The sequence below is a fragment of the Nocardia sp. NPDC051900 genome (assembly GCF_044452545.1).
Lineage (GTDB): Bacteria > Actinomycetota > Actinomycetes > Mycobacteriales > Mycobacteriaceae > Nocardia > Nocardia sichangensis.
Genome location: NZ_JBITBU010000005.1, coordinates 120,112 through 145,523, shown reverse-complemented (window position 1 = coordinate 145,523; position 25,412 = coordinate 120,112). Strand labels below are relative to the sequence as shown.

At 67.4% G+C, this 25,412-nt stretch carries 26 protein-coding genes; 14 read left to right on the top strand and 12 right to left on the bottom strand.

The genetic code is table 11. The annotated features are described in order from the left end of the window. Nucleotides 1-25 precede the first annotated feature (25 nt). The gene (locus tag ACIA5H_RS09870) at nucleotides 26-562 is read left to right on the top strand and encodes a sigma-70 family RNA polymerase sigma factor (protein ID WP_355071297.1); all 537 of its coding nucleotides are present in this window, start codon (nucleotides 26-28) and stop codon (nucleotides 560-562) included. Further along, nucleotides 559-1,293 carry an anti-sigma factor family protein gene (locus ACIA5H_RS09865; RefSeq protein WP_379249375.1) on the top strand — a complete coding sequence of 245 codons (735 nt, stop codon included), beginning with the start codon at nucleotides 559-561 and terminating at the stop codon, nucleotides 1,291-1,293. The genes ACIA5H_RS09870 and ACIA5H_RS09865 overlap by 4 nt, the downstream gene beginning before the upstream one ends. Before the next feature lie 61 nt (nucleotides 1,294-1,354). On the opposite strand, the gene ACIA5H_RS09860 is transcribed toward ACIA5H_RS09865, so the two are convergent. From ACIA5H_RS09860 to ACIA5H_RS09850, 3 genes are all read right to left on the bottom strand, one after another. Beyond that, on the bottom strand, nucleotides 1,355-2,122 hold the full coding sequence (locus ACIA5H_RS09860) for an ABC transporter permease (protein ID WP_355071293.1): 768 nt from the start codon (nucleotides 2,120-2,122) through the stop codon (nucleotides 1,355-1,357). After that, the gene (locus ACIA5H_RS09855) at nucleotides 2,119-3,090 is read right to left on the bottom strand and encodes an ATP-binding cassette domain-containing protein (protein ID WP_355071291.1); all 972 of its coding nucleotides are present in this window, start codon (nucleotides 3,088-3,090) and stop codon (nucleotides 2,119-2,121) included. Before ACIA5H_RS09855 ends, ACIA5H_RS09860 begins: the two co-directional genes overlap by 4 nt. Before the next feature lie 103 nt (nucleotides 3,091-3,193). Beyond that, nucleotides 3,194-3,724: an EXLDI protein gene (locus ACIA5H_RS09850; RefSeq protein WP_379249378.1), complete on the bottom strand. Its 531-nt coding sequence runs from the start codon at nucleotides 3,722-3,724 to the stop codon at nucleotides 3,194-3,196. Between the two features lie 137 nt (nucleotides 3,725-3,861). Between ACIA5H_RS09850 and ACIA5H_RS09845 the strand changes: the two genes are divergently transcribed. From ACIA5H_RS09845 to ACIA5H_RS09825, 5 genes are all read left to right on the top strand, one after another. After that, nucleotides 3,862-5,550, top strand: a complete 1,689-nt coding sequence (locus tag ACIA5H_RS09845) for a thiamine pyrophosphate-binding protein (RefSeq protein WP_379249380.1) — start codon at nucleotides 3,862-3,864, stop codon at nucleotides 5,548-5,550. A gap of 47 nt (nucleotides 5,551-5,597) precedes the next feature. Continuing rightward, nucleotides 5,598-6,257 carry an SRPBCC family protein gene (locus ACIA5H_RS09840; RefSeq protein ID WP_355071286.1) on the top strand — a complete coding sequence of 220 codons (660 nt, stop codon included), beginning with the start codon at nucleotides 5,598-5,600 and terminating at the stop codon, nucleotides 6,255-6,257. Between the two features lie 7 nt (nucleotides 6,258-6,264). Next, entirely contained in the window at nucleotides 6,265-7,299 is a 1,035-nt protein-coding gene (locus tag ACIA5H_RS09835) for a 3-oxoacyl-[acyl-carrier-protein] synthase III C-terminal domain-containing protein (protein ID WP_355071284.1), read from the top strand. Then, nucleotides 7,296-8,351 carry an aminotransferase class I/II-fold pyridoxal phosphate-dependent enzyme gene (locus ACIA5H_RS09830; protein WP_397075219.1) on the top strand — a complete coding sequence of 352 codons (1,056 nt, stop codon included), beginning with the start codon at nucleotides 7,296-7,298 and terminating at the stop codon, nucleotides 8,349-8,351. The genes ACIA5H_RS09835 and ACIA5H_RS09830 overlap by 4 nt, the downstream gene beginning before the upstream one ends. Before the next feature lie 119 nt (nucleotides 8,352-8,470). Continuing rightward, entirely contained in the window at nucleotides 8,471-8,851 is a 381-nt protein-coding gene (locus ACIA5H_RS09825; protein WP_355071280.1) for a hypothetical protein, read from the top strand. Between the two features lie 113 nt (nucleotides 8,852-8,964). Here the strand turns inward: ACIA5H_RS09825 and ACIA5H_RS09820 are convergent, their stop codons facing one another. Then, complete coding sequence (locus ACIA5H_RS09820) at nucleotides 8,965-9,372, bottom strand: SdpI family protein (protein ID WP_379249384.1); 408 nt, start codon at nucleotides 9,370-9,372, stop codon at nucleotides 8,965-8,967. Nucleotides 9,373-9,536: 164 nt separating this feature from the next. On the opposite strand from ACIA5H_RS09820, the gene leuS reads away from it, so the two are divergent. Continuing rightward, a complete protein-coding gene (leuS, locus tag ACIA5H_RS09815) occupies nucleotides 9,537-12,383 on the top strand; it encodes a leucine--tRNA ligase (RefSeq protein ID WP_397075217.1) in 2,847 nt (948 codons plus the stop codon). Nucleotides 12,384-12,390: 7 nt separating this feature from the next. On the opposite strand, the gene ACIA5H_RS09810 is transcribed toward leuS, so the two are convergent. Both ACIA5H_RS09810 and ACIA5H_RS09805 read right to left on the bottom strand, forming a co-directional pair. After that, nucleotides 12,391-13,164, bottom strand: coding sequence for a polysaccharide deacetylase family protein (locus tag ACIA5H_RS09810; protein ID WP_397075488.1), 774 nt, complete (start codon nucleotides 13,162-13,164; stop codon nucleotides 12,391-12,393). A 394-nt stretch (nucleotides 13,165-13,558) separates the two neighbouring features. Further along, a complete protein-coding gene (locus ACIA5H_RS09805; protein WP_397075216.1) occupies nucleotides 13,559-14,248 on the bottom strand; it encodes an SDR family oxidoreductase in 690 nt (229 codons plus the stop codon). Between the two features lie 228 nt (nucleotides 14,249-14,476). On the opposite strand from ACIA5H_RS09805, the gene ACIA5H_RS09800 reads away from it, so the two are divergent. Next, nucleotides 14,477-15,814 carry an MGH1-like glycoside hydrolase domain-containing protein gene (locus ACIA5H_RS09800; RefSeq protein ID WP_355071273.1) on the top strand — a complete coding sequence of 446 codons (1,338 nt, stop codon included), beginning with the start codon at nucleotides 14,477-14,479 and terminating at the stop codon, nucleotides 15,812-15,814. Between the two features lie 73 nt (nucleotides 15,815-15,887). Beyond that, a complete protein-coding gene (locus ACIA5H_RS09795) occupies nucleotides 15,888-16,625 on the top strand; it encodes a glycoside hydrolase family 25 protein (RefSeq protein WP_397075213.1) in 738 nt (245 codons plus the stop codon). A 104-nt stretch (nucleotides 16,626-16,729) separates the two neighbouring features. Here the strand turns inward: ACIA5H_RS09795 and ACIA5H_RS09790 are convergent, their stop codons facing one another. The 3 genes from ACIA5H_RS09790 to ACIA5H_RS09780 form a co-directional block, all read right to left on the bottom strand. Beyond that, complete coding sequence (locus ACIA5H_RS09790; protein WP_397075211.1) at nucleotides 16,730-18,796, bottom strand: PhoX family protein; 2,067 nt, start codon at nucleotides 18,794-18,796, stop codon at nucleotides 16,730-16,732. 203 nt (nucleotides 18,797-18,999) lie between these two features. Further along, nucleotides 19,000-19,800, bottom strand: coding sequence for a hypothetical protein (locus ACIA5H_RS09785; protein ID WP_397075209.1), 801 nt, complete (start codon nucleotides 19,798-19,800; stop codon nucleotides 19,000-19,002). A gap of 93 nt (nucleotides 19,801-19,893) precedes the next feature. After that, on the bottom strand, nucleotides 19,894-20,418 hold the full coding sequence (locus ACIA5H_RS09780) for a lipoprotein LpqH (protein ID WP_397075207.1): 525 nt from the start codon (nucleotides 20,416-20,418) through the stop codon (nucleotides 19,894-19,896). Nucleotides 20,419-20,749: 331 nt separating this feature from the next. Here ACIA5H_RS09780 and ACIA5H_RS09775 point away from each other — a divergent pair, with 331 nt between their 5' ends. Beyond that, nucleotides 20,750-21,796, top strand: coding sequence for a fused (3R)-hydroxyacyl-ACP dehydratase subunits HadA/HadB (locus tag ACIA5H_RS09775; RefSeq protein ID WP_397075205.1), 1,047 nt, complete (start codon nucleotides 20,750-20,752; stop codon nucleotides 21,794-21,796). Between the two features lie 179 nt (nucleotides 21,797-21,975). Here the strand turns inward: ACIA5H_RS09775 and ACIA5H_RS09770 are convergent, their stop codons facing one another. Together ACIA5H_RS09770 and ACIA5H_RS09765 are read right to left on the bottom strand one after the other, a co-directional pair. Continuing rightward, a complete protein-coding gene (locus ACIA5H_RS09770) occupies nucleotides 21,976-22,182 on the bottom strand; it encodes a DUF397 domain-containing protein (RefSeq protein ID WP_397075203.1) in 207 nt (68 codons plus the stop codon). After that, nucleotides 22,182-23,021 carry a helix-turn-helix domain-containing protein gene (locus ACIA5H_RS09765; protein ID WP_397075201.1) on the bottom strand — a complete coding sequence of 280 codons (840 nt, stop codon included), beginning with the start codon at nucleotides 23,019-23,021 and terminating at the stop codon, nucleotides 22,182-22,184. Before ACIA5H_RS09765 ends, ACIA5H_RS09770 begins: the two co-directional genes overlap by 1 nt. Before the next feature lie 300 nt (nucleotides 23,022-23,321). On the opposite strand from ACIA5H_RS09765, the gene ACIA5H_RS09760 reads away from it, so the two are divergent. The 3 genes from ACIA5H_RS09760 to ACIA5H_RS09750 all read left to right on the top strand — a co-directional run bounded on the left by ACIA5H_RS09760 (nucleotide 23,322) and on the right by ACIA5H_RS09750 (nucleotide 24,685). Further along, on the top strand, nucleotides 23,322-23,813 hold the full coding sequence (locus tag ACIA5H_RS09760; protein ID WP_397075199.1) for a DNA-directed RNA polymerase subunit beta: 492 nt from the start codon (nucleotides 23,322-23,324) through the stop codon (nucleotides 23,811-23,813). Next, on the top strand, nucleotides 23,803-24,039 hold the full coding sequence (locus tag ACIA5H_RS09755) for a hypothetical protein (RefSeq protein WP_397075197.1): 237 nt from the start codon (nucleotides 23,803-23,805) through the stop codon (nucleotides 24,037-24,039). The genes ACIA5H_RS09760 and ACIA5H_RS09755 overlap by 11 nt, the downstream gene beginning before the upstream one ends. Before the next feature lie 100 nt (nucleotides 24,040-24,139). Then, entirely contained in the window at nucleotides 24,140-24,685 is a 546-nt protein-coding gene (locus ACIA5H_RS09750) for a hypothetical protein (protein WP_379249406.1), read from the top strand. 292 nt (nucleotides 24,686-24,977) lie between these two features. On the opposite strand, the gene ACIA5H_RS09745 is transcribed toward ACIA5H_RS09750, so the two are convergent. Continuing rightward, nucleotides 24,978-25,322, bottom strand: a complete 345-nt coding sequence (locus ACIA5H_RS09745) for a hypothetical protein (protein WP_397075194.1) — start codon at nucleotides 25,320-25,322, stop codon at nucleotides 24,978-24,980. Nucleotides 25,323-25,412: the final 90 nt, after the last annotated feature.

Here is a 25,412-nt window from a genome sequence, read left to right as displayed (position 1 = left end):
AACTCGAGCGGAGAGGTATCCAGTTGTGCGCAAGAAACGTGGCGAGACGGGACAGCCCGACGATCAATCCGAATTGATGCGGGCTCTCTATCGCGAACACGCCACCCCGTTGTGGCGGTACACGCTCGGCCTGGTTCGGGACCCGGGACGGGCAGAGGACATCGTGCAGGAAACGTTGCTGCGAGCATGGCAACGCCCGAACGTCTTGGATCAGTCCACCACGTCGGCGCGGGCGTGGTTGTTCACCGTGGCGCGCAATCTCGCCGTGGATGAGCACCGCAGCGCCCGCAGCAGGCGCGAGTTCCGCACCGACAACCCGCCCGAGCGGGCGACCCCGGACCAGTCCGACCGCGCGCTGGACGGCTGGCTGGTCGCCGACGCGCTCGGCAGGCTCAGCGCCGATCATCGCGAGGTGATCGTGCGGGCCTACTACCGGGGACTGTCGACCCACCAGATCGCCGAGGAACTCGACGTACCCGCGGGCACGGTGAAGTCCCGGATGCATTACGGCATGCGCGCATTGCGCCTGGCATTACAGGAGATGGGGGTGACAAACCAGTGACAGATATCACCGACGATTTCAGCACGTGGGACGCCCCGTACGTGCTCGGGTCCCTGACCCGCCACGAGCGTTTGCAGTACGAGAGCCACCTCTCGAGCTGCCCCGACTGTCGGGCCTCCGTGGCCGAGCTGGCGGGCTTGCCCGGCATGCTCGCCCTCGTGGATGCCGACATCGCGACGACGATGATCGAGCCGCCCGCGCACGCCGCGCCGGAACCACCGCCGCCGCCGATGCCCGAGCTCCCGCCGCCATCGCGGTTGGCCGACGCGGCCGAGCGGCGCCGCCGCCGCAGCGGGTGGGCGTCGGTCGGCATCGCACTGGCCTCGGCCGCGGCCGCGGTGGCGATCGCGGTTCCGATCGCGGTCACGGTGTCCGGAACGCACAACGCGCCGGGGCCGGGCACCAGCGAGCAGGCGTTCGCCGAACGGCAGATGACGCCGGTCGAGCCGACTCCGGTCTCGGCGAGCTTCAAGCTCATCCCGGCGGGTGACCAGACGCGACTCGTGATGACCTGCAGCTATCCCCCCGGCGAGCCATTGCCCTACAACCCGAATCTCGTGCTGTACGCCACCCGGATCAACGGACTGCAGCAGCAGCTCGGCCAGTGGCCCGCGAGCCCCGGCACCGAGCTGACCATCGATCAGACCATCGAGGGCCCGCCCGACCAGGTCCGCTCGGTCGAGATCCGCGCGGCGAATACCGGGAAGGTTCTGCTCACCGGCACGGTCTGAGCAACGAGCGATCCCCCGCCAGGCGCGCTGCCCGCGGGGGATCTCTGCGTCGGCGACCGGTTCAGCGCGTCTGCCGCCGGAAGATCGAGGACGACCACAGGTACCCGACCGCCGCGAGCCCGACGCACCAGGCGAGCGAGATGATCCCGTTGGCGCCGATCTCGGTGCCCATCAGCAGGCCGCGGATGGTCTCGGTGAACGGCGTGAAGGGCTGGTATTCGGCGAACTGACGCAACCCGGCGGGCATGGTGTCGGTGGCGACCAGGCCGCTGCCGAGGAACGGCAGCATCACCAGCGGAAAGGGCGAGTTGCTTGCGCTTTCAGGGGTCGGCGCGAGCAGGCCGAGCGCCACCGACAGCCAGGTGAGCGCGAACATCACCGACGCGAGCAGCGCGAACACGGCGAGCCACTCGACCGGGTTCGCGTTCGGGCGGAAGCCGATGAGCAGTGCGACGCCCGCCATCGCGGCGATGCCGATCAACGCCTGGATCAGCGCGCCGACCACGTGACCGGTCAGCATGGCCGACTGCGCGATGTCCATGGTGCGGAACCGGTTCACGATGCCCTTGGTCGTGTCGGTGGCGACCGCCACCGCGACCGACACCGTCATGTACGCCGGAATCATCAGCAGCATGCCCGGTGCGAGATAGTCGATATAGTTTCCGCCGGACGACTTTTCCAGCGCGCCACCGAAGACGAAGTTGAACACCAGCAACAGCACCGTCGGCATCACGATGACGCCGAAGGTCATGCTCGGATAGCGCTTGGCACGCACGAGATTGCGCCGCAGCATGGTCGCCGAGTCGGCGAGGGCGTAGGACATGCTCATCGCACGGGTTCCTTTTCGGTCGTGGGGTGGCCGGTGAGGGTGAGGAAGACGTCGTCGAGGTTGGGGGTGTGCACGGCGAGGCCCTCGACCTCGATTCGCTCGTCGTCGAGCCGGTCCAGCACGGCGCGCAGGGATTTCACGCCGCCGTCGCTGGGCACCGCGAGGGTGAGGTCCTCGTCGTCGTCCGGCGGCGGGGCCACGGCGCCGAGCGCGTCGGCCGCAGCGGTCAAGGCGGCTCGATCGGCGAATTCCAGACGGATGTGGCCGCCAGGCACCAGCCGCTTCAACTCCGCCGCGGTGCCTTCGGCGACGAGCTTGCCCCGGTCGAGCACCGCGATGCGATCGGCGAGCTGGTCGGCCTCCTCCAGATACTGGGTGGTGAGGAAGACCGTGACGCGGTAATCGTCGACCAGCCCGCGGATGATGTCCCAGATCGCGCGCCTGCTGCGTGGATCGAGCCCGGTGGTCGGCTCGTCGAGGAAGATGATGCGCGGATCGCCGACCAGCGTCATGGCCAGATCGAGTCGCCTGGTCATGCCGCCGGAATAGGTGGACGCCGTCTTGTCCGCCGCGTCGACCAAGTCGAAGCGCTCCAGCAGATCCGCCGCCAGCCCGCGGTTGTCCCGCCGGGACAGATGATGCAGATCGCCCATCAGCAGCAGGTTCTCCCGGCCGGTGAGCAGTTCGTCGACCGCCGAGAACTGCCCGGTCACGCCGATCTGCGCGCGCACCTGCTTGCGCTCGGCGGTGAGATCATGGCCGCCTACCCGGATTTCGCCCGCGTCGGGAGGGATCAGTGTGGTCAGGATCTGCACGGTGGTGGTCTTGCCCGCGCCGTTCGGCCCGAGCAGCGAGAAGACCGTTCCCTCCGGGACGGTGAGGTCTATCCCGTCGAGCACGACTTGTTCGCCGAACGATTTCCGCAGGCCGCGCACCGAGACGGCGGGCACGCGATGGCCGTTCACCATGGTCTTTCCTTTCTGACATACATTTCACTATGCGCATATGAGCATGTGTTATCCACACCGCTCCCCTTTTGGGGCGCGGCGTCAGTCGATTCGGTTGCGGCGGTTAGATATCCAGGTCCTCGATCTTCGGCCCTTCGGCCACGTCGGCCACCCGCCGGTAGAGCTTGTCGGGCAGTCGGTCCTTCAACTCGTCGAGGGAGTCCACCACGACGAAGATGAAGTCACCCCAGTCCTGCTGACCGACGCCGAGCAAACGCCGCCAGCTTTTCGGGTCTCGCCAGTCCTTGAGCCAATTCGTGCCCGCCTCGGCGGGATACTCGTCCCAGTTCGAATACTGGGCGTGCATCACGAATTTGCCCTTGCGGCTGCGATACACCTGGACGTGCTCGATCCGCGTATCGTTCACCTCGTGCCACTCCCCTAGCAGGACTCCGGAGAAGCGGACCTGCCGCACACCATCGCGACCGACCTTGAGCACGATCTCGTCATAGCCCTCCAGCCGCCCCTCCTCGAGTTCGATGAACCGGCGCAGCGCCGTGACCACCGCCCCCGAGAGGTTGCCGCCGACCAACTCCTGCGCGCGCTGGAAGAGCGGGAGGTCGTCATCGGCCACGTAGATCGTCTTGTTGGGCATGGCTCAACTATACGTAGATGTATACGTACACGCAAGGTTGGTCGGCACATCTTCTGATCCACCGTTGAACCGTTCGGCGACCGGGTCCGTATCACTCGTGTACGCAGTCGAAATTTCGTCAGCGGAAGGGAGTGCGGATGCGGACTCGAGTCGTGGACCATCTGGTGCAAGCGGTTTCGGCGTTGGGCGTGCGCCACATCTTCGGAGTGGACGGCGCCAATATCGAGGACCTGTACGACGCGATCTTCGACGCGCCGGACCACGTCACCGGCGTGGTCGCGAAACACGAGTTCTCCGCGGCGACCATGGCCGACGGATATGCCCGTGGCACAGGCGGATTGGGCGTGGTCGCGGCGACCTCCGGCGGCGGCGCGATGAATCTCGTCGCCGGGCTGGCCGAATCGTTCGCGTCGCGGGTACCGGTACTCGCCCTGGTCGGGCAGCCCCCGACCGCGCTGGAGGGCAACGGCGCCTTCCAGGACACCAGCGGACGCGCGGGCGCCATTGATGCGGTCCGTCTGTTCGGCGCGGTCAGCATCTATTGCGCACGGGTGGAAACCGCTGCCGACCTGGCGAATCGGCTGGATAGAGCGGTGCAGGCCGCCCGCCGGGGCGGCCCGGCGGTGCTGCTGCTGCCCAAAGACGTGCAGCAGGCCGACGCGGGCCCGATCGCGCCGCTCTGTCCAGCCACCAGGACACATCGGTCCGACCGGGCCGGACTCGCTAGTGTTCGCGCCGCGCTCGCCACGGCCCGGCACACCGGGAAGATCGTGATCATCGCGGGTGATCAGGTCGCGCGCGACGACGCGCGCGACGAGCTTGCCCGCCTCGCCACCGCCCTGGATGCCGCGGTGGGCGTCGCGCCGGACGCGAAGGACGTCTACGACAACGCCGATCCGGCCTTCTGCGGCGTCGCGGGCACCATGGGGCACCCGGAACTGGCGGCGGCCATCCGGTCCTCGGCCCTGTGCTTGCTGGTCGGCACCCGATTGCCGGTCACCACCCGCGCCGGCTCGGAGGCCGCGCTCGCCGAGCGAACGGTCGCGAGCATCGGCGTGGCGCCACCGTATCTGCCCGCCATCCATGCGACAAGTACCGATCTGTCGCGAACACTCGCCGAGCTCGCCGACGAATTGGACGACGGCAGTACCGGATCCGAACGCGTGCACGCGACGCAACCGCTGACTTCGCTGCGGGTGCCCGACTCCTCGGGCCCCGGTCTGCGGTACCGGGACGTGGTCGAGACGATCGATGCCGCATTGCCGGAGGGCACCGACGTGTTCGCCGACGCGGGCAACACCGGCGCGTCGGTCGTGCACCACCTCCGGGTGCCGCGGGACGGGCGGTTCGTGGTCGCCCTCGGGATGGGCGGAATGGGTTACGCCTTCGGCGCGGGCATCGGGTCCGCGTTCGCGCGGCACGCGCGGACCGACGGCGTCCGGCGGACGGTGGTCATCGCCGGTGACGGCTCGTTCTACATGCACGGCATGGAGTTGCACACCGCGATCGAGCACGCCCTTCCGGTCACCTTCGTCGTGTTGAACAACAACGCGCATGCCATGTGCGTGACCAGGGAGCAACTGTATTACCGGGACCGATACAGCTTCAACCGATTCCGCCCGGCCGACCTCGGCGCGGGCATCGCCGCGATGTTCCCCGGTCTGCCCGCGTTCTCGGTGCGCACCGTCGGCGAGCTCGCCGCCACACTGCGTCGCTGCCTGGAAACCGAAGGACCGTCGTTCCTTTCGATCGAATGCGATCCCGACGAGATTCCTCCGTTCCTGCCCTTCATTAACGCCGTGGAGCAATCCCGCGATCTTCGATGAACCCCACGCGGCGGCGCCCGCCGACGCCTACCCGAAGGAGTATCACCGTGACCACCAGTTCCCTCCCCGCCCTCAGCGATATCCCGGAACAGGCCGTGCCCGGCGTGCTCCGCATCGAGAACTCCGACAAAGACGCGACCACGCCGATCATCATGGACATGCTGCGGTCGGTGTATCCGCACGAGCAGATCTTCGGCGAATACTGTCCGGTGCAGGCGTACATCGACGCGCCGCCGCGCGAGGTCTACGAATACCTCGCCGACACCAGATCGCTGGAGGAGTGGACCTACAGCCTGCGCGGGTTCGTGGAGACCGACGAACCCGGACTCTGGCTGGCCTATGACCGGCTGGGCTCGGAGACCGAGATCTTCACCCGCACCGTCGCCAACCCCGACGCCATGACCGTCGACTACCACTGTGCCTGGGACCAGGGACAACACCTGTGGATGATCTACCTGCTGCGCGTGGTCGACGCGCAACTGGTGTTCCACAAGCCGGGGTCGGTGGTGTTGTGGGTCAACTGCAAGCACCCCTTCTACGACGACAACCCGTACCCGGAGTCCGCTCCCCCGAACCGGCCGGTGTGGGTCGGCGACTTCTGGGAGATGTTCTCGGCGGGGCATCAACTGGAGATGGACAACCTCAAAGCCATCTGCGAGTACCGGGCCGCGCACGGCCTGCCGATCAAGCCCGACTGGATGAAGTGAGGCTCGAGTGACCACCACGCAACAACATCTCCCTGAGGTCAGTCTCGTCGACGTGGCCTCGTACCTACCGGGCGAGCCGGTCGGCACCGAGTACTTCACCCAGTTCTCGCGCTCGGACCGGATGGCGAAGAACGTCATGTTCCGCTCGCCCAAGGGCCGCCACCACGTCGCGCGCGACGAGACCGCGGTGGACATGGTCGAGCGCGCCGTCGCACCGCTGATCGAACGCAACGGCGCCGACGCGATCGCCGAGGTCGACGTCTTGATCACGCACACCCAACTGCCGGACAATCCGGTGCTCGGCTGCGGGCCCGAGGTGGCGCGACGGCTCGGCATCCGTCCCTCGTACGTCTACGACGTACACAACGGCGGGTGTGCGGCGTTCGTGCACATGATGGCGATGGCCCGGATGATCCTGCAGACCACGCCCGCACGCACCGCGCTGATCGCGGCGACCCAGAACTGCGCGGGACCGGTGTTCACCCAGACCGATATCCGCAAGCTGGCGCAGGCTCCGGTGCCCGGTGACGGCTGCGGTGTCGGACTGCTCCGCAAGGACGACAGCGCGCCGATTCTCGACATCGAATGCCGGACCTATCCCGAATTCGCCGGCGACATGGACTTCTCCACCAACGGCGAGCGCAAGTACTGGGAGCCGGGCGAGGGCCAGGGCTGCGTCAGCTTCACCGAGTCCAAGATCACCAAGGTGTTCGCCAGGGGCAATCGGCTCGTTCCCGAAGTCGCCCTGGCGGTGTGCGATCGGATCGGCGTGCGGGGACGCGACGTCGACACGTTCGTCACCAACCAGCCGAACCGGCTGTTCCTGCGCAACTGGCACGACGCGCTGGAGCTCCCGCCGCACCGTCACCCCGACACCTTCGATTCCTGCGGAAACCTCTTCGCCGCAGGTATTCCGGTGACCCTGGACGTGGAGAACCGGGCGGGACGGCTGCCCAACGGATCGCTGGTCCTGATGTCGGCGTTCGCGCACGCGGGCGACTTCGCGGGCGCGGCCGCCGTCCGCTGGGGAGCCGCGCGATGAGCGTGCGCGTCGTCGACGGCACCCGGCCGTCGCACCGGTACCGGACGCACCGGGTGCCACCCCGCTTCGACCTCGCTCTGAGCGAGAATCCGTTCCCGCCGCTGCCTTCGGTGTTGCGAGCCGTGCACATGACGCTGGCTCAGGCCAATCGGTACCCGGAGTTCCTGCCGCGCCGCCTGCCGACGCTGATCGCCCAGCACCTCGGTGTAGGGGCGGACCAAGTGGTGGTCGGGTCGGGGGCGACCGGCGTGGCACTGCAGATCTTGCAGACCCTGACCACGCCGGGAGACGAGATCGTCTACAGCGCACCGACGTTCGACGGGTATCCGATCATGGCCGAGATGGCCGGCGTCACCGCGGTGCCGGTGCCGCTGGATTCGGCGGGGAACCAGGATCTGCGGGCGATGCGGCGGGCCGTCGACCGTCGCACCGCGCTGATCGTGGTGTGCCGTCCGCACAATCCCACCGGAACGGTCATCCCGGCCGACGAGCTGAAGGCATTCCTGTCCGACGTTCCCAGCCGGGTCCCGGTCGTTCTGGACGAGGCGTACGTCGAATTCCTCGGCGCCACCGCATACGTCGACCCACGGGCGCTGATCGCGAAGCATCCCAACCTTGTTGTGCTACGTACCTTTTCGAAGGCGTACGGCTTGGCCGGGCTGCGTATCGGCTACGCCTTCGGCCGGACCGAGTTGATCGCGCGAATCGGCACGCTGCAATTGCCCTTCGGGATGAGCGCGGCGGCGGTGGCCGCGGTCGCCGCCTCGTACGCCGCCGCACCCGAACTCGCCGCGCGCACCCTGCGCATCGCCGAAAGGCGCGACGCACTCCGCAGCGCACTACTGGCTCATGGATTCGCGATACCGGAAAGCCACGCGAACTTCCTGTACGTACCCGGCCCTGGTGCGAACACGGCGCTGCGGCGCGCGGGCATAGCCGCGAAGTCCTACGCCGACGGCAGCGCACGCATCGCCGTCGGCGACCCGGCGTCCGACGACGCGGTACTCCAGGCTCTCACTGCGGAGGGCACCCTTCGCGAAAGGTTTGTTTGAGTTCACCGACCGTCGGCCCGTTTGCGGCGCTGCTGTGTCAGTCGTCGTAGATCGGGGGACGGACGACTCATCCGAGCAGCTATCGGAACTCCGCGGAGGAGGGATGGTTCGATCGAAGCGTGTGGTCCGATTTCGAGGTGAACGCGGCGCCCGCTCATGGGACGGCCAGTAGGGTCCTGTTCCGGTTCGCTCTGGGACGGTGGGCGGTCGTGCTGCGCCAGACGCTCATCGAGCCGGGTGGCAGCAGCGGGTGGCACTACCACGACGGGACATTGTTCGTGCTGGTCGCGCGGGGGACGCTGGATCATCCCGGTGCGGACTGCGCGCCGGTCACCTACCGGCGCCCGCGGATCTTCCGGGAACCGAGCGGGCCGCGCTACCCGCACGTGGCGCGCAATCTCGGAACGGTGCCGGTATTGCTGTGTGTGCTCTACTTCACGCCGGTCGACAGTCCGTTGTCCCGCAGCGTCCCGCCGCCGGAGTGCGCCGACGCGGGGTGATGGGCCTCAGCTCGCGGATCGGCAGGCGTCGCGGAGTGGGCGGACGCGGGCCATCGGCCTCGACTCATGGGCCGACAGACATCGCGGAGTGCGCGGACGCGGGGTGAGCGGCCTCAGCTCGCGGGCTGGCAGGCGTCGCGGAGCGAGCAGGCGCCGCAGGAGTTGCCGCAACCACCGGTCTGCGGCGGCGGGGCGATGGCTTCGGCCGCCTGCGCGGCGGCGTTCGCACCGGCGCCGAGGGTGAACAGCGCGACGACGGCGGCGCAGGCCGCGACGGCCAGCGCGACGAAGCCGCCCGCGACCAGCCCGACGAGACCACCGGCGAACAGCAGCGCCCCGGCCGCGATCGAGGTGGGAGCGGCGACCCGGTTGGCGACGCGGAACGTCTCGTCCGTGGACAGCGCGGCCTCGGTGTGGACACCGAAGAAACGATTCCGGGGCAACCGGCCGGTCAGCCCGAGTGCTCCGGTTGTGACGGCCACGACAGCCAGCACGAACAGGACGAGAGCGACGACGAACACCCATGCAGGCTAGCGCATCGGTGCCGCGCGCCCGCCGACGGGCGCCTCGTCCGGCGAACCCGGCCGCAACCGCGGGCCAGCCCGATCTTCGGTCCTGCCGATGCGACGTTCTACCCTGATAGACGAAGTTTGTCGGGGATCGGCGACCACAAGAAGGCAGGACCGTGCAAGACACACGTGCAACCGAAAGCGATGTACCTGAGCACCGGTACAACGCGGAGCTTGCCGGCCGCATCGAGAGCCGGTGGCAGCGGACGTGGGACGAACGCGGAACCTTCCACGCGCCGAACCCGGTGGGACCGCTGGCCGGTCCGACACCGGCCGACAAGCTGTTCATCCAGGACATGTTCCCGTACCCGTCCGGCGCGGGCCTGCACGTCGGACATCCGCTCGGCTACATCGCCACGGACGTCTTCGCCCGCTACCACCGCATGCACGGGCGCAACGTGCTGCACGCCCTCGGCTACGACGCGTTCGGCCTGCCCGCCGAGCAGTACGCGGTACAGACCGGCGCGCACCCGCGCGACACCACCGAGTCGAACATCGCCACGATGCAGCGTCAGCTGGACCGCCTCGGGCTCGGCCACGACCGGCGTCGCTCGTTCGCGACCACCGATCCGGAGTACTACCGCTGGACACAGTGGATCTTCCTGCGGATCTACAACGCCTGGTACGACACGGAGCTGAACCGGGCCCGCCCGATCGCCGAGCTGGCGGCCGAGTTCGCCTCCGGCGCGCGGGCCGTTCCGGACGGCAAGTCCTGGGACACGATGCCGCCCGCCGAGCGCGGCGCGCTGCTGGACTCGTATCGCCTGGTGTACCAGACCGATTCGATGGTCAACTGGTGTCCTGGCCTGGGTACCGTGCTGGCGAACGAGGAGGTCACCGCCGACGGCCGCAGCGAGCGCGGCAACTTCCCGGTGTTCCGTAAGCACCTGCGGCAGTGGATGATGCGCATCACCGCCTATTCCGATCGCCTGGTCGACGACCTGGACCGGTTGGACTGGCCGGAGAACGTCAAGGCCATGCAGCGCAACTGGATCGGACGATCCCGGGGCGCGCAGGTGAAGTTCGACGCCGACGGCGAGCAGATCGAGGTCTTCACCACCCGCCCCGACACCTTGTTCGGCGCCACCTACGTGGTGCTCGCGCCGGAACACGAGCTGGTCGACAAGCTGACCGCCGCCGCGTGGCCTGCGGGCACCGACCCCAGGTGGACCAACGAGGGCGCCGCCACACCGGCCGAAGCCGTGGCGGCCTACCGCAAGTCGATCGCGGCCAAGTCGGACCTGGAGCGTCAGGAGAACAAGGAGAAGACCGGCGTCTTCCTTGGCAATCACGCGATCAACCCGGCCAACGGCGCGGCCGTGCCGATCTTCATCGCCGACTACGTGCTCAGCGGCTACGGCACCGGCGCCATCATGGCCGTTCCCGGGCACGACCACCGCGACTGGGAATTCGCGTCCGTCCTCGGGCTGCCGATCATCGAGGTGATCAGCGGCGGCGACCTGGAGCAGGGCGCGCACGCGGGCGAAGGCGCGCTGGTGAACTCCGATTACCTCGACGGCATGTCCGTCGAGGAGGCCAAAGCGGCGATGATCGCCCGGCTCGAGGCCGACGGACACGGCAAGGGCACCATCCAATACAAGCTGCGCGACTGGTTGTTCGCGCGCCAGCGCTATTGGGGCGAGCCGTTCCCGATCGTGTACGACGAGCAGGGCGCACCCCACGCGCTGCCGGAATCCATGCTGCCGGTGGTGCTGCCGGAGCTGGACGATTTCGCCCCGGTGACCTTCGATCCGGACGACGCGAACTCCGAACCCTCCCCGCCGCTGGCCAAGGCCACCGACTGGGTGGAAGTCGAGCTGGATCTCGGCGACGGGCTGAAGCGCTACCGCCGCGACACCAATGTCATGCCGCAGTGGGCGGGCAGTTCCTGGTACGAGATCCGCTACGCCGACCCGACGAACACCGAGACGTTCTGCGCCAAGGAGAACGAGGCGTACTGGCTGGGCCCGCGCGCCGAGGTCGGCGGGCCGAACGACCCGGGCGGCGTAGACCTGTACGTCGGCGGCGTCGAGCACGCGGTTCTGCACCTGCTGTACGCCCGCTTCTGGCAGAAGGTGCTGTTCGATCTGGGTGACGTGTCCGCGAGCGAGCCGTACCGGCGGCTGTTCAACCAGGGCTACATCCAGGCGCACGCCTACACCGACGAGCGCGGCGCGTACGTGCCCGCCGCCGAGGTGGTCGAGCGCGGCGGCAAGTTCTTCTGGACCGACCCCACCGGCGCCGAGATCGAGGTGCGCCAGGAGTACGGCAAGATCGGCAAGTCACTGAAGAACGCCATCTCGCCGGACGAGATGTGCGATCTGTACGGCGCGGACACCTTCCGCTTCTACGAGATGGCGATGGGTCCGCTGGACACCTCGCGCCCGTGGGCGACCAAGGACGTCGTCGGCGCGCACCGGTTCCTGCAGCGCGCCTGGCGTCTGGTGGTGAACGAGGAGACCGGCGCGGTGCGGGTCACCGACGCCGCCGCGAGCGAGGAGACGTTGCGCCTCCTGCACAAGACGATCGCGGGCGTGGACGAGGATTTCGCCGCGCTGCGCGACAACACGGCGGGCGCCAAGCTGATCGAGCTGACCAACCACCTGACCAAGAGCTACCCGGACGGCGCGCCGCGCTCGGTGGTGGAGCCGCTGGTGTTGATGCTGGCGCCGCTGGCCCCGCACATCGCCGAGGAGCTGTGGGACCGCCTGGGTCACACCGCCTCGCTGGCGCACGGCCCGTTCCCGGTCGCCGATCCGGCGCTGCTGGTCGAGGAGTCGGTGGAATACCCGATCCAGGTGAACGGCAAGGTGCGCAGCCGGATTCAGGTGGCGGCCGACGCGGACAACGCGGCGATCGAGGCGGCGGCGCTGGCCGACGAGAAGATCGACGCGCTGCTCAACGGGAAGGCGCCGCGCAAGCTGATCGTGGTGCCGGGGCGCCTGGTGAACATCGTCGCCTGACGGCGGGTCAGCGCGGCGGGAGCAGCACGTCGTCGAGCGTGACCATGGACAGGTTGCGCTCCTTGATGATGTCGACCAGCTTTCCGTAGCAGTGGGTGACTGCAGGTGCGTTGGCGTGCCCGATGACGATCGTCTGCGGCTGGAAATACCGCCGCGCGCATTCGATCAGATACTCCTCGGTGATCACACCGGAATCGGACAGTGAGCCGTACCACATGGTGGGCACGGTGTAGCCGAGGTCGGCGGCCACCCGGTCGACCGTGGCGTTGTGCCTGCCGAACGGCGGGCGGAAGTACGGGGTGCCGTCCACCCCGAAGTTCTGGCGCAGGTAGGTCTTCGCCCGCTCCAGCTGCCCGGCGACGGCCGACGCGGACAGCTTGGTCAGATCCGGGTGATCCCAGGTGTGGTTGCCGAGCTGGATCTGCCCGGATTCGACCAAGGGCCGCAAGGCGTCCCGGTGGATCGCCCACGAGTCGTAGTAGGCGGTCACGAAGAAGGTGAACCGCGCGCCGGTGTCCTTGGCGAATCGGATGTAGGCGCCGACGACCTCGGGACTGGCTCCGTCGTCCACGGTGAGCGCCATGCTGCTGCCCGGCCCCGGCAGCGCGGTGATCGTGCCCGCCGGGATCGGCGTCTTCGGTCCGCCGGGCGGAGGCGGCAGCAACGGCGGTGCGGGCGGCCGGGGCACGCCGCCCGCGGAACCGCTGTCGATCGGGTCGCCCTCGGCCACCGCGCATCCGGTCAGCGCGACCGCCGCGCCCGCTGTCAGCAACGCCAGCATGCGACGTCTGTCCACAACCCGATCCCTCTTGCTCGCTCGAACCTCCCCGCGACGAACCCTCGGGGATGGGGCCGGACGCTAACGAGCGAACTTGACGGGAACCTGAACCCGCGTGGTCCGTTGGGCAAATCACAGGGACGAGAGCACGGCGGTGAGCGACAGCGCGTCATCAGGTCGGTGGCCACCCGTCTCCCCGTCGATCAGCAGGTCGATCGCACGGGCGACAAGCCGATCGGCGACGTGCGTGCGACAGTCGCGAGGGGAACGCGTGGGCCGATACAGCGCCGTCGGACCCGTACGGGATCAGTACCGACGGAACAAGCCATCGGCGACGTGCGCGCCGACAGCCCAGCGAGCGCTTCGGCCGAAAGAGCGCCGCCGGGTGACTCCGGGCTCAGTACGGCCGGAGCACGACCTCGGTGGGGTGCGCGTCGCGCGGGGTGTCGATGGCGGAACGCACCGTGTACGCCACGGTCTCGGGGGCGAGGAAATCCTCGGCGCGGTACTCGCGCCCCTCACCCGCGATGATCGCCCGCTGCATATCGGTGTCGATTCGGCCCGGATGGATCGAGGTCACCCGCAGCTCCGGCTCCTCCTGGCGCAGCGCGTCGCCGAAGGCGCGCAGGCCGAACTTGCTCGCCGCGTAGGAGGCCCAGCCCGCGTTGGCGCGCAGCCCTGCGCCCGAGTTGATCAGCACCACGTGACCCTGGCCCGCCCGCAGCGCGGGCAGCAGCAGCCGGGTGAGTTCGGCAACCGCGATGACGTTGGCTTCCAACGTGTTTCGCCACTGTTCGACGGTGGATTCCGCGATCGTGCCGAGATCGGCGATGCCCGCGTTGTGCACCAGCACGTTCAGGCTCCGGATCGGCTCGACCGCCGCGGTTACGGCGGCGTAGTCGGTCAACTCGACCGGCCAGCCCCGCGCGTCGGGCAACTCCGTCAGGATGCCGCGCAGCGATTCCGCCGACCGGGCGCCGAGCAGCAGGTCGTGGGTCGGCGCGAGCTCCCTGGCGATCGCGGCGCCGAGGCCGCGACTGGCGCCGGTGATCAACGCGGTCGGTTTCGTGGTCGCGGCGGAAGTCATGGGCCCCACCGTAACCGGCTGGGTGAAGAAGGCGTAAAAACCCGTAGCACTGGACGAACGACTAGCGATGCAGGCTGGTTCGGGGCGAGAATCTCGAGCAGCGAATCACGGACGGGGCATGCGAAAGTGAGAACCGCCGAAGACGAAGCGGCCACAGGCCGATCGGATGGAGACGAAACGGACACCGCTGAGCGGGCATATCTGCGGGTGACATCGCAGAATAGGGGGATGGCACATCCGGGCTTCACCCCCACTCAGCTCGCGGCCCGCGCTGCCTACCTGCTGCGCGGCAACGACCTGGGCACGATGACCAGCGCGGCGCCCCGGTTGTACCCGCACATGTGGAGCTGGGACGCGGCATTCGTCGCGGTCGGGCTCGCGCCGCTGAGCGTGGAGCGGGCCGTGGTCGAGCTGGACACCCTGCTGTCCGCGCAGTGGAAGAACGGCATGATCCCGCACATCGTCTTCGCCAACGGCGTGGACGGTTACTTCCCCGGCCCGGCCCGCTGGGAGTGCCGCAAGCTGGCGGCCAACGCGCCGGACGGCCCGGACACCTCGGGGATCACCCAGCCGCCCGTGCACGCCATCGCGGTACAGCGGATCCTGGATCATTCCCGCAGGCACGGCCGCAGCACCAGGTCCGTGGCCGAGGAGTTCCTCAACCGGCGCTGGCCGGATCTGGTGCGCTGGCACCGCTGGCTGGCGCATGCCCGCGACCCCAAGGAGACCGGCCGCATCACGCTGTATCACGGCTGGGAGTCCGGGATGGACAACTCGCCGCGCTGGGATCGCGCCTACGAGCACGTGGTCCCCGGCGATCTGCCGCCCTATCGCCGTGAGGACGTGCTGGTGGTCTCCGACCCGACCCAGCGCCCCACCGACCGCGAATACGACCGCTATCTGTGGCTGGTCGAGCAGATGCGCCGAGCGGGTTATGACGACTATCAGCTCGCCTCGACCATGAGCTTCGCCGTCGAGGACGTGTTCGTCACCGGAATCTTCGCGCTGGCCTGCGAGGTGCTGGCCAATATCGGCGAGGAGTACAAGCAACCCCACGCCGACGTGCGCGATCTCTACGCGTGGGCCGACCGGTTCCGCGCGGGCGTCGTCGCGACGGCCGACGCCCGCACCGGCGCGGCCCGCGATTTCGACGTGCGGTTGCAGCGGTGGATCAACACCGAGACGCTCTCGATGTTCGCGCCGCTGCTGTGCGGCGGCCTCCCCCGCGACACCGAGCGCGCTCTGCTGCGCCTGTTCGAGGGTCCGCGCTTCTGCGGCCATCCGGATCTGCGTTACGCGCTGCCGCCATCGACCTCGCCGGTGTCCAAGGACTTCCGTTCCCGCGAGTATTGGCGCGGGCCGGTGTGGCCGGTGATGAGCTGGCTGTTCTCCTGGGTCTTCGCTCGGCGTGGCTGGGCCGAGCGGTCGTTCATGCTGCGCGCCGAGGGCTTGCGCCAGGCCAGCGACGGCAGCTTCGCCGAGTACTACGAGCCGTTCACCGGCGAACCGCTCGGCAGCATGCAGCAGTCGTGGACGGCGGCGTCGGTGCTGGATTGGATGGGGTGAAAGCTCAGAACAGTTCTGACACCCCAGCCGTCACACTGGTAACAGCCAGAGCGAATGGCTATCGTCCTGCGGCATGGACATCTGGAGGTCGACCACTCGCCGCGGCGCGGCGCTGTCACTGATCACGCTGTCCGGCATCTTCGCCGCCACGCTACCCGCGACCGCCGCGCCGACCGGTCCGGACGTCTCCTCGTGGCAGCACACCGACGCGACCGTGATCGACTGGTTCGCGGTCAAACGCTCCGGCCACGACTTCGCCATGGTCAAGGCCACCGAGGGGCTCAGCTACGTCAACCCGTATTTCGTGCCCGACAGCCTGCTGATGCGCGCGGCCGGAATGGCTCGGGGCACCTACCACTACGCCCGGCCCAACCTGCCGCCCGAACCGCAGGCCGCGCTGTACGCGGTGGTGGCGCTGGGACAGAACGGGCCGCTCGATCTGCCGCCGGTGCTGGATCTGGAGAACACCGGCGGTCTCGGCCCCGCGGCGTTGATCGACTGGACCCGCCGCTATCTGAACACCGTGGAAATGCTCACCGGCCGCGTCCCGATCGTCTACACCTACCCCAACTTCTGGCGTACCGCGATGGCCGACACCGACGAGTTCGCCGAGTACCCGCTGTGGATCGCCGACTATCGGGGCAACCCCCAACCCGAGGTCCCCGGCGGCTGGTCCACCTGGACGTTCTGGCAGACCACCGACAGCGGCACCATTCCGGGCATCGCGGGCCGCGTCGACCTCAACGTCTACAGCGGCGCCCAGGGCAGTTTCGCCGGTTACGCCAACATGAGCGGCACCGGCAGCGGGTAGGAGCGGAGCCGCTACCCGCCCAGTCGAGTAGCGGCTCCACTCGTGGGGAAAGCCGCGGAGGGTGGCCGTGGTTGCAGGGGGCCGGGGGTGCCGCGGCTGTGGTATCAGACCCCGATGCGGCCGCCGGCCTTCTTCCAGACCGCCACCACCGAGGGGCGGGGCTGGGCCGTGCCACCGTCGGGCCAGTGCGACAACGGGTTCTCCGGAGTGGCGTCGTCGGCCTCGCCGGGATGCTGCACGCACACCATGACCCGCGCCTCGCTGACCACCGGACCGCAGGTCTCCGCACCGCGCGGGACGGTGAGGAATTGCTTGGTCTGGCCGCGATTCGGGCCGTCGAGCACCACGGAGAACAATCCGTCGTTCGACTTCGACGCGTTGCCGTCGGTGGCGATCCACAAGTTGCCGTACGGGTCGAAGGCCAGGTTGTCCGGGCAGGAGATCGGGCTGACCTTGGACTTGTCGTATCCGGCGAAGTAGGTGTCGGCCGCCGCGGGATCGCCGCAGACCAGCAGCAGCGACCAGGTGAACGTGGTGCCGGTGTGGTTGTCGTCGATCTCCAGGATCTGGCCGTTCTTGTTCAGCTTGCGCGGGTTCGCCTCGTCCGGACCCTGCTTGCCGTCCGCGCCGCGGTTGTCGTTGTTGGTCAGTGCCACGTACACCTTGCCGGTGTAGGGGTTGGCCTCAAAGTCCTCCGGGCGGTCCATCTTGGTCGCGCCCACCTTGTCGGCGGCCAGGCGGGTGAAGACCGCCACCTCTTCCGCGCTCATGCCCTCGACCAGCGACTTGCCCTTGCCGTCCGCGCCGGTCTCCAGCAGCGGGATCCACTGGCCGGTGCCGGTGAAGCCCTTGTCGGACGGCTTGGCGCCGGTGCCGTCGATCTTGTCCGCGTGATCGCCCGCGAGCTTGGCGACGTACAGCGTGCCCGCGTCCAGGATGGTCAGATTCTGCCGCATGCTCGCCGCGCCGGTGCCCGGCTGGATCGTGCGCGAGGACACGAACTTGTACATGTAGTCGAACTTCTCGTCGTCACCGGTGTAGGAGACGACGTCGCCGTTCTTGGTGACGTAGATGGTGGCGGCCTCGTGCTTCACCCGGCCCATCGCGGTGTGCTTGATCGGCGTCGAGTTCGGATCCCACGGGTCCACCTCGATGACGTACCCGAATCGGTTGGCCTCGTTGGGTTCCTGCGCCAGATCGAAACGCTTGTCCGCGCGCTCCCACAGGTTGGTGGTCTTGCCCGCGGCGAAACCGTAGCGCTTCAGCCGCGCCGCGGCGGCCGACTCGGTCACCTTGTCCGCGTTGGCGAAGTAGCCGTGGAAGTTCTCCTCGCCGGACAGCACGGTGCCCCACGGCGTCAGGCCGCCCGAACAGTTGGCGAAGGTGCCGAGCACCTTGGTGCCGGTCGGATCGGCCGAAGTCTTCACGAAGTCGCTGCCCGCGGCCGGACCGGTGAGCTTGAACTCGGTGCTCGCGGTGATCCTGCGGTTGTACTTGCCGAAGGCGGGAACGAGCTTGCCGGAACCGGCTTCGCCCTTCACCTCCACCACGGACAAGCCGTGCGCGGCCATGGTGACCGCGATCTGCTCGTCGGTCGGCGCGTCCTTGTTGTAGCCGCGGAACATGTGCGGGCTGGTGGTGTACTCGTGATTGACGACCAGCAGGTAGCCGTTGGCCTGGCCCTCGATCGGCAGCAGGGCGGCGAAGTCGTTGTTGTAGCCGAACTGCTCGGCCTGCGCGGCGGCGGTCTGCTTGTCGAAGTCGAAGGCGGGCGCGTCCGGGAACAGCGGGTCGCCCCAGCGGATCACGACGGACTGCTCGTAGCCGTCCGGGATCACCACGGCGTCTTCCTTGTTCGGCGCGACGGCGGCGAAGTCGGTGCCGGTTCCGGGCGGGCCCGCGGGCGAGGTGGAGCCCACTGTGGTCGGCTCGCTGTCGTCGCCGCAGGCCGCGAGGACGCTGCCCGCACCCACCGCGAGCACGGCGGCCGCACCGCCCTTGATCAGTCCGCGCCGGTTCAGGGAGCTGACGATGTCACCGAAGTAGGCGCCCGAGGAGGTGTTCGGCGCCTCGTGGAAGCACGCGTTCGCGCACTTGTACTCACATGTCACGGCAGCGCGCGACGACTGTCCGTCGTGCTTCACGAAAAGGGCGAGTGGCTGAAGACTCACGGTGACTCCTGGGTTTGGCCGATGGCCGCACGGTAAACCATCCGGACAATCCGGAAGGGACGGCAAAGTGAACAACCGCCCAATTAGGTAACCCTCAAATTGCCGGGCCGCCAGAGCTGGGAACAAACGAGTGCCGCGCCGATTCGATGATCTCGAATCGACGCGGCATCGGTGTCGAAAGGCGGCTTCGTCCGGCTCACCCATCAGGCGTTCACCGGAAGGGCGATGACGACCTCGCTTTCGTTCTCGGGAAGGTAGTGCGCCCGCAGTACCCGGCCCACCTGCACGCGGCCGACGCTGGCCGGTGCGAGGAACTTCGTCACGCGGGTCGCGAAGCTCGAGCCATCGGGCCGGGTGACGACCAGTCCGAGTTCGACCTCGGAGTGTCCGTCGCGGATATTGCCGGTGACCGACAGCGACTGCACCACCGCCTGGGTGGCGATGCCGCGCTCGGCGATGTCGAGCTTGTGCCGCGTGGTGATGCCCTTGCGGATCAGGGACTCGTTCATCGCGTGCTGCGCGGCGGCCGCGTCGCCGGACAGGTCGACCTCGACCTTGTCGGTCCGGCCGGGCAGGTAACGCACGGGCAGCACCACCCCGGCGCGCAGCAGGGCCAGTTCGGTGAGCGGCACGATCATCTTCGCGGAGGAATGGAAGATCTTGCCGTCCGAGCCTTCCACGCTGAACTCGACGTGGACCTGCGGCTGGTCGTTGACGGTGACGCCGGTCTGCCGCACCGATCGGACGGTGCCGAGGCCGGTGAGCCCGTCGCGGAACTCCGCGCTGTTGCGTCCGGTCAGCGCGCTCAGGATGCCTTCGCCGGTGAACGCGAACACGATGGGGATCAGGGTGAGCGCGATGATCGGCAGCGCCATTTCGACGCCGAGCCAACCCATTCCCGCGGGCTCCCATTCGCTGGTGGGGACGTAGGTCACGGCGTGGTAGACGTAGTAGCCGATCGCGGCGGCGCCGAGGGCGAGGGCGGTCGAACGGATCTTCTTCATGGCACTTCCTTTGTGAGAGTCGAGATTTCACCGCGCCCCGTCATCCCGGCAGGTCGCCTGGATGACGGGGGCGGATCGGAGGGCATGCGGCGATCAGGCGCCGACGATGGACGAGCAGGCGAAGGTGATGTCGAACTTCGACGTCTTCGGCCCGGCCAGCGGGTTGGTCAAGTCGGGGGCGCCCACGCCCTCGCCGGTGACCTTGAAGGTGTTGCCGTCCTTGACGACCTTGGCGGAGCCGCCGGGCATGCCGTTGCCGAAGCCGACCGCGTAGGGCAGGCCGTTGTCGCCGCCCTTGCTGCCCGCGATCGCGACCGCCTGCACGGTGTTCGCGTCGGTGATGGTCGCGCTCACCGAGAGGTTGCCGTAGGCGGAGTTCGCGATGTCGGTCAGCGCGAGCGCCAGGGTGCCGCCCTGCTTGGCGCAGGTGGTGTCGAACTTCGCGTCGAAGGCCTTGCCGTCGACCGAAGCGACCGACTTGCCCGCCGGGGCCGCAGGCTGCGCCGAGGAGGGCGCGGCGGGCGAGCTGCCCTTGCTGTCACCGCATCCGGTGAGCACGCCGACTGCGGCGGCAGCGGCGATGGCGGCGGCGGCGATGCGGAGCGAAGTGGTGTTCATGGTCTGTGTCCTTGTCGTTCGAGGGGCGGCGCCCCTGGTTCTGTTCCTCCGGCCTCCTGTCGGGCCGTTGAGAAAAAGGTAGGAACGATTCGCGCCCTACCGATCCCAGGTTTCGGCGTTTACGCAGGTAGAGGACGTGCGACTACCCGCTGCTGATCACGAAGCGACGTGGAGTCACGCACGAAACACTTCGGAGTACCGACGGTCGGCATCCTCGACTTGTCCTGTCGGACCTAGCCGTGCGTCGTGAAAGAGTGGTGTCCATTCGATGCAGTCGGGTTCTGCGATTACCCGATTGGGCGGCTGGTAGGAATCTGAAGCGAGGAGCGGCTTGGTGGAAGCGACATTCGATGTGGCCGGGCAAGTGGGCCATCACTATCGCGTGGACGACTATTACGAGGTGGGTCGGGAGAAGATCCGCGAGTACGCGCGAGCCGTGCAGGACTTCCACCCCGCGCACTGGAGCGAGGACGCTGCCGACGAGCTCGGGTACGCGGGCCTGGTCGCGCCGACCACATTCATCTCGATCGCCGCGATGCTCGCCAACCGCAAGCTTTTCGAGAGTGTCATCACCGGCTACGACGTGTTCGTTCAAACCGACCAGGTCTTCGAGCTGCACCACCCGGTGGTGGCCGGTGACCGGCTGATCAGCGATGTCGAGCTCGCTTCGGTTCGCCGTATAGCGGGCAAGGATCTGCTCACCGTCAAGAACACCTTCACCGACCAGACAGGCCGGGTTGTGCAGGTCATGCACACGACCGTCGTCGGCATCACCGGCGAGGACGTCGACGCGGGCATCAGCGGCGCGATCGAGCGCGTGGTCATGCACGGTATCGACGTGCCCTCCCGAACCGCCACCGCAGGCCAGGCAGCGGCGGACAGGCAGACGGTGACACATCCGGTTTCGGAGCCCCGCCCACATCAGTCCACGACCGTCCGGACGCGAGTTCCGCGCACCGGCATCCGCTTCGAGGACATCTCGGTCGGGGACGAGCTTCCCGCACGGATCGCGCGGCTGACGCGGGGCGATTTGGTGAACTACGCCGGCGTCGCTGGAGACGCCAACCCGATCCACTGGCACGACGACATCGCCGCTCTCGCGGGCCTTCCGGACGTGATCGCGCACGGCATGCTCACGATGGGTTTGGGAGCAGGCTTCGTCACCGAGTGGCTGGGTGACCCGGGCGCGATGACCAGGTACGCGGTCCGGCTCTCGAACTACACGATCGTGGAAGCCGCCTCCGCCGGAAGTGTCGAGTTCACCGGGCGCGTGAAGTCGGTCGACCCCGACACCAGGACCGCCGTCATCGTCATCGTCGCCAAATCCGCAGGGCGCAAGATCTTCGGACTCGCGACCGCGGATGTGCGCCTCGCATAGTCGCCAGCACGCAAACTTCGACCGCCCGGTCCACACGGCTGAACCGTCCGCATGCCCTGCCCGATCCGCGGTCACCTAACAGCGCGACACACCGCCACACAGCGCCGCCAATCTCAACGAAAGCGGCCCGGCTCCTGTCCATTCCAGGACAGCGGGCCGGGCCGCAGTTGTTGCTACTCCTACGAGCGCTCGAACTCGCCGTCGTTCACGCCAGCGGTGAACGCGTCCCACTCGCCGGGTGCGAACACCAGTGCGGGGCCGGTCGGATTCTTCGAGTCGCGGACGCCGACGTGACCACCGTCAAGAAACACCACCTCGACGCATTCCTTGCCTCCCGAGCTGCGGCTGCTCTTGAACCAACGCGCCCCGGACAAATCAACGGTCACTACGAAAACTCCCTTGCTACCCGCCGGAGCATGTCCCGGCTAGTCACGGCGTCCAACGCAGCACGCTGGATCGTTGCAGACGCTTCACGGTAACTGTTCACGTCTTCTTCACGCTCAAGGTACAAGTCTCCAGTGAAGTTCTCGACGTAGATCACGGTCGGTTCGGTAACGCCCTCTACATCTGGCGCAAAGTCGAGGATCACGAACGGGCCGATAGGTACGCCGATCGGAATGCCAGCGGTGTACGGCAAGATCCGGATGCTCACGTTGGGTCGAGTACTCATGTCCGCCAGGTGACGCAGCAGCGCGGCCATGGTCGCCGGATCGCCAACAATCGTGTGCAGCACCGATTCGTGTAGCACCACGTCGATGCGAGTCGGCTTCGTCTTCCGGGTAAGGATGGACTGCCGCTCCATTCGGAGTCGGATCCGCCGCTCCTGCTCGTCTTCCGAATCATGCGGGAAGTAGATCCGGTCCAGTGCCCGGGCGTAGCCGGCCGTCTGCAACAAGCCTGGAACCAGGTCCGGACGGTAGATCGTCATCTCATGGGCAGACGACTCCATGTCGACATACATCACGAAGCCATCGGGGATGAGATCACCAAAAGCGTGCCACCAGTTCTTCACATCAGCTTGCTGCGCGAGTCCGACCATGACGGCGGTTCGGTCGTCGCTGAAGCCCAGAATTTCGCATAGCTGCTGGACATCGGCTCTCCGCAGCTTGCCTTCTTCGCCGCGCTCGATGCGGCCGAGCTTGCTGATGCTCCACTCCATGAGCCCGGCGACGTCCGCCAGCTTGAGGCCCTGGCCGTTGCGTTGCTCGCGGAGGTACCGGCCCAATGCCCTACGGGGTAGAGCTTTTCGGGCCGTGCTTCCTACCATTCTGTTCCCCCTAGATGTGTTCAGTTTGGCGCTCTGTCATTGCCAATTTGGACATCCAACTTTGCCAGTATGGCTGTTGTCCTGCATGTTTAGCAGAGTTTTTCGTGAAATCCGAAATGGCAATGCCATCTTGGCCTGCTCATGATGTCCTGGACAGTGCGCCCAGTAGGGGTGGAGGAGTCCTCCGCACTCGGAATCGGTAGGGGCACGGGGCTGGGCGCACACCTAACCGTCATTCGATGTGAGCAGAGGTCTTTGATGGACCAACAGGATGCGTTCGGGGACACGCCGCTGTCCCGCTGCATGTTTTACCGCAGGAGTTGCGGTTTCAACGCCGTGATCGACCCACCGGAACTCGGCCGGATCGTGCTGCGCGCCGGATCGGTGTGGGCGGTGACGATGCCCAGCAGGTTGGGGCGAGCGGTGAAAGCGCACATGCAGAGCAGAGGCGTCGCGCTCGGACCTATTGTCGGACACCCGCGTTCGGGTCGCTGGACGTTCCTCATCAGTCCCGACATCGAAGACGACGACGTCAAACTGTTCGCCGAGACGTTCCGCAGGGACGTGAGCATCGCGCGAGAGGGAGCCGTTATCGCACTCCCCTCCCCTAGCCCGAACGGCTCCATCCGGCAATGGATTGTCCCGGCTCGGAACGCCTTCCTACCGTCCGGCCTTGCTGTCGTCGATGCCGTGCGGGCATGGTCCGACGTGGGGTCGCAGACTGCTACGGCTCCGCGCTATGGCCGGTAACGCGATGATGCCCGCGCTCATCGCCTTCGGCGTCGTCTCGTGGCTCGCGATCTGTTTCTTCGTGAGCGCCGCCATCCTGGAGTACCGCGTCACCTACGCCGAAAAGCTCTATCTGGACCTGGCCGCGAGCCGACCGCTCCCATCCGACGCCGATGTCCAGCACATGTGTGACCTCACCGAGCCGCGCCGCGAGCCGTGGGTGCACGCGGAACTGATTCCGGCGTAACCGCTGCCCGTCCATCTAAAGGGCGGCGGCCATACGCACTTAACTCCGAAATTCCGTGGCGGCTCCGTGCCGCCGTTTCGCGGGAGGTGTTCGAAACAGGATGGCAGCCAACGGCGATGCCGAGGCCGACCCGAGCGGACCGTGCTACGACACCAACGTCCTCGCGCGGACGCTTTCGTGGTTGGACCACAACAACCCGCACTGGCCGATGCAAAGCTACGAGGCCGCGCGCACGGCCTACCACCATCACCAAGATTGCCCGCCCATGACCTGCGCCACCTACATAGCGGCGCTGTACAGAATCAGGAAATCGGAGGGTGACGGTACGCCCGTCGCTCCTCCCGAAGTCCACCGTCAAGGAGTGTTCATGCAAGCCGCCCGCACGGAATCTGCCGTACGGCGCAAACGCCAACCCGCCCTCGACCACACCCGAGAGCAGGTATCGCCGCACCCGGAGCAGCCGGACGTGCGCTTGGCGGTGGTGATCGACGGTCACCGCCTGGACTTCGCCGCCTGCCTCACATCAGCACTATGGTTCCTCCAGGAGCAGCACCGACGACAGTTCGTCGACTCCGTCGAGGTGCTTCCCGGCGACACGACCGGCCTACGTCGGCTGCCGAACGAGCGCCTCTACGACGGACCATGAACGCTCAACGCCAACAGGAAGAGGTCCCGCGAGTGGCACATGCTGGAGGGGCTTCTCGGGCTTTGCCGCAACCATGTGCCACTCGTGGTCTTCCCACCATGCGAACCACATACGTCCGAGGCGGAATCAGCGAGGGGTGACGATGACCTGGTAGGGATCGTCGTAGAGAACATGGCCTGGGTCATCCGATTCCAGACGAGTCCATGCGACGCCGTGGGCGTCCAGTATCGCGAGGTAGCCGCCCACACGGGCGATGAACGAGAAACTGTACGACGGACCATGAGGCTCAGAATTATTCGGGTGCATAAAGTTCGGGCTCGAACAGCGCTTTGGCTCCAGCACGAGTATGGAGCTTCCGTTGCAAGGAACGCAGGATCGTGATCGCTTCGGCGTCGCGTATTCCGTTGACGATTTGAAACTCGACACCCGCGCCGAACAGGTCGCTGCCGAATGCCAGTTCGCTCAGAAACAGCACCCTGGCAGTCTCGACCTCGGTCAGCATGGCGCCGTCGCGGACAGCGTGACGGAGCCTGGCGGTTTCGTCATCGAACCGATCACGATCGGCGAACCCCAGTGCGCGCACGGGGATCGACGCGTTCGTCGAGACTCCCACCCAGCTGGCGAGAGCTCCGTCCACGAAATCGCGTTCCGCGGGGGTCAGCTTCGACATATCGAACTCCAACAGTATCTCCTGCAGTTTTGGTCGCTGCCTACCGGTTGCCGCCAG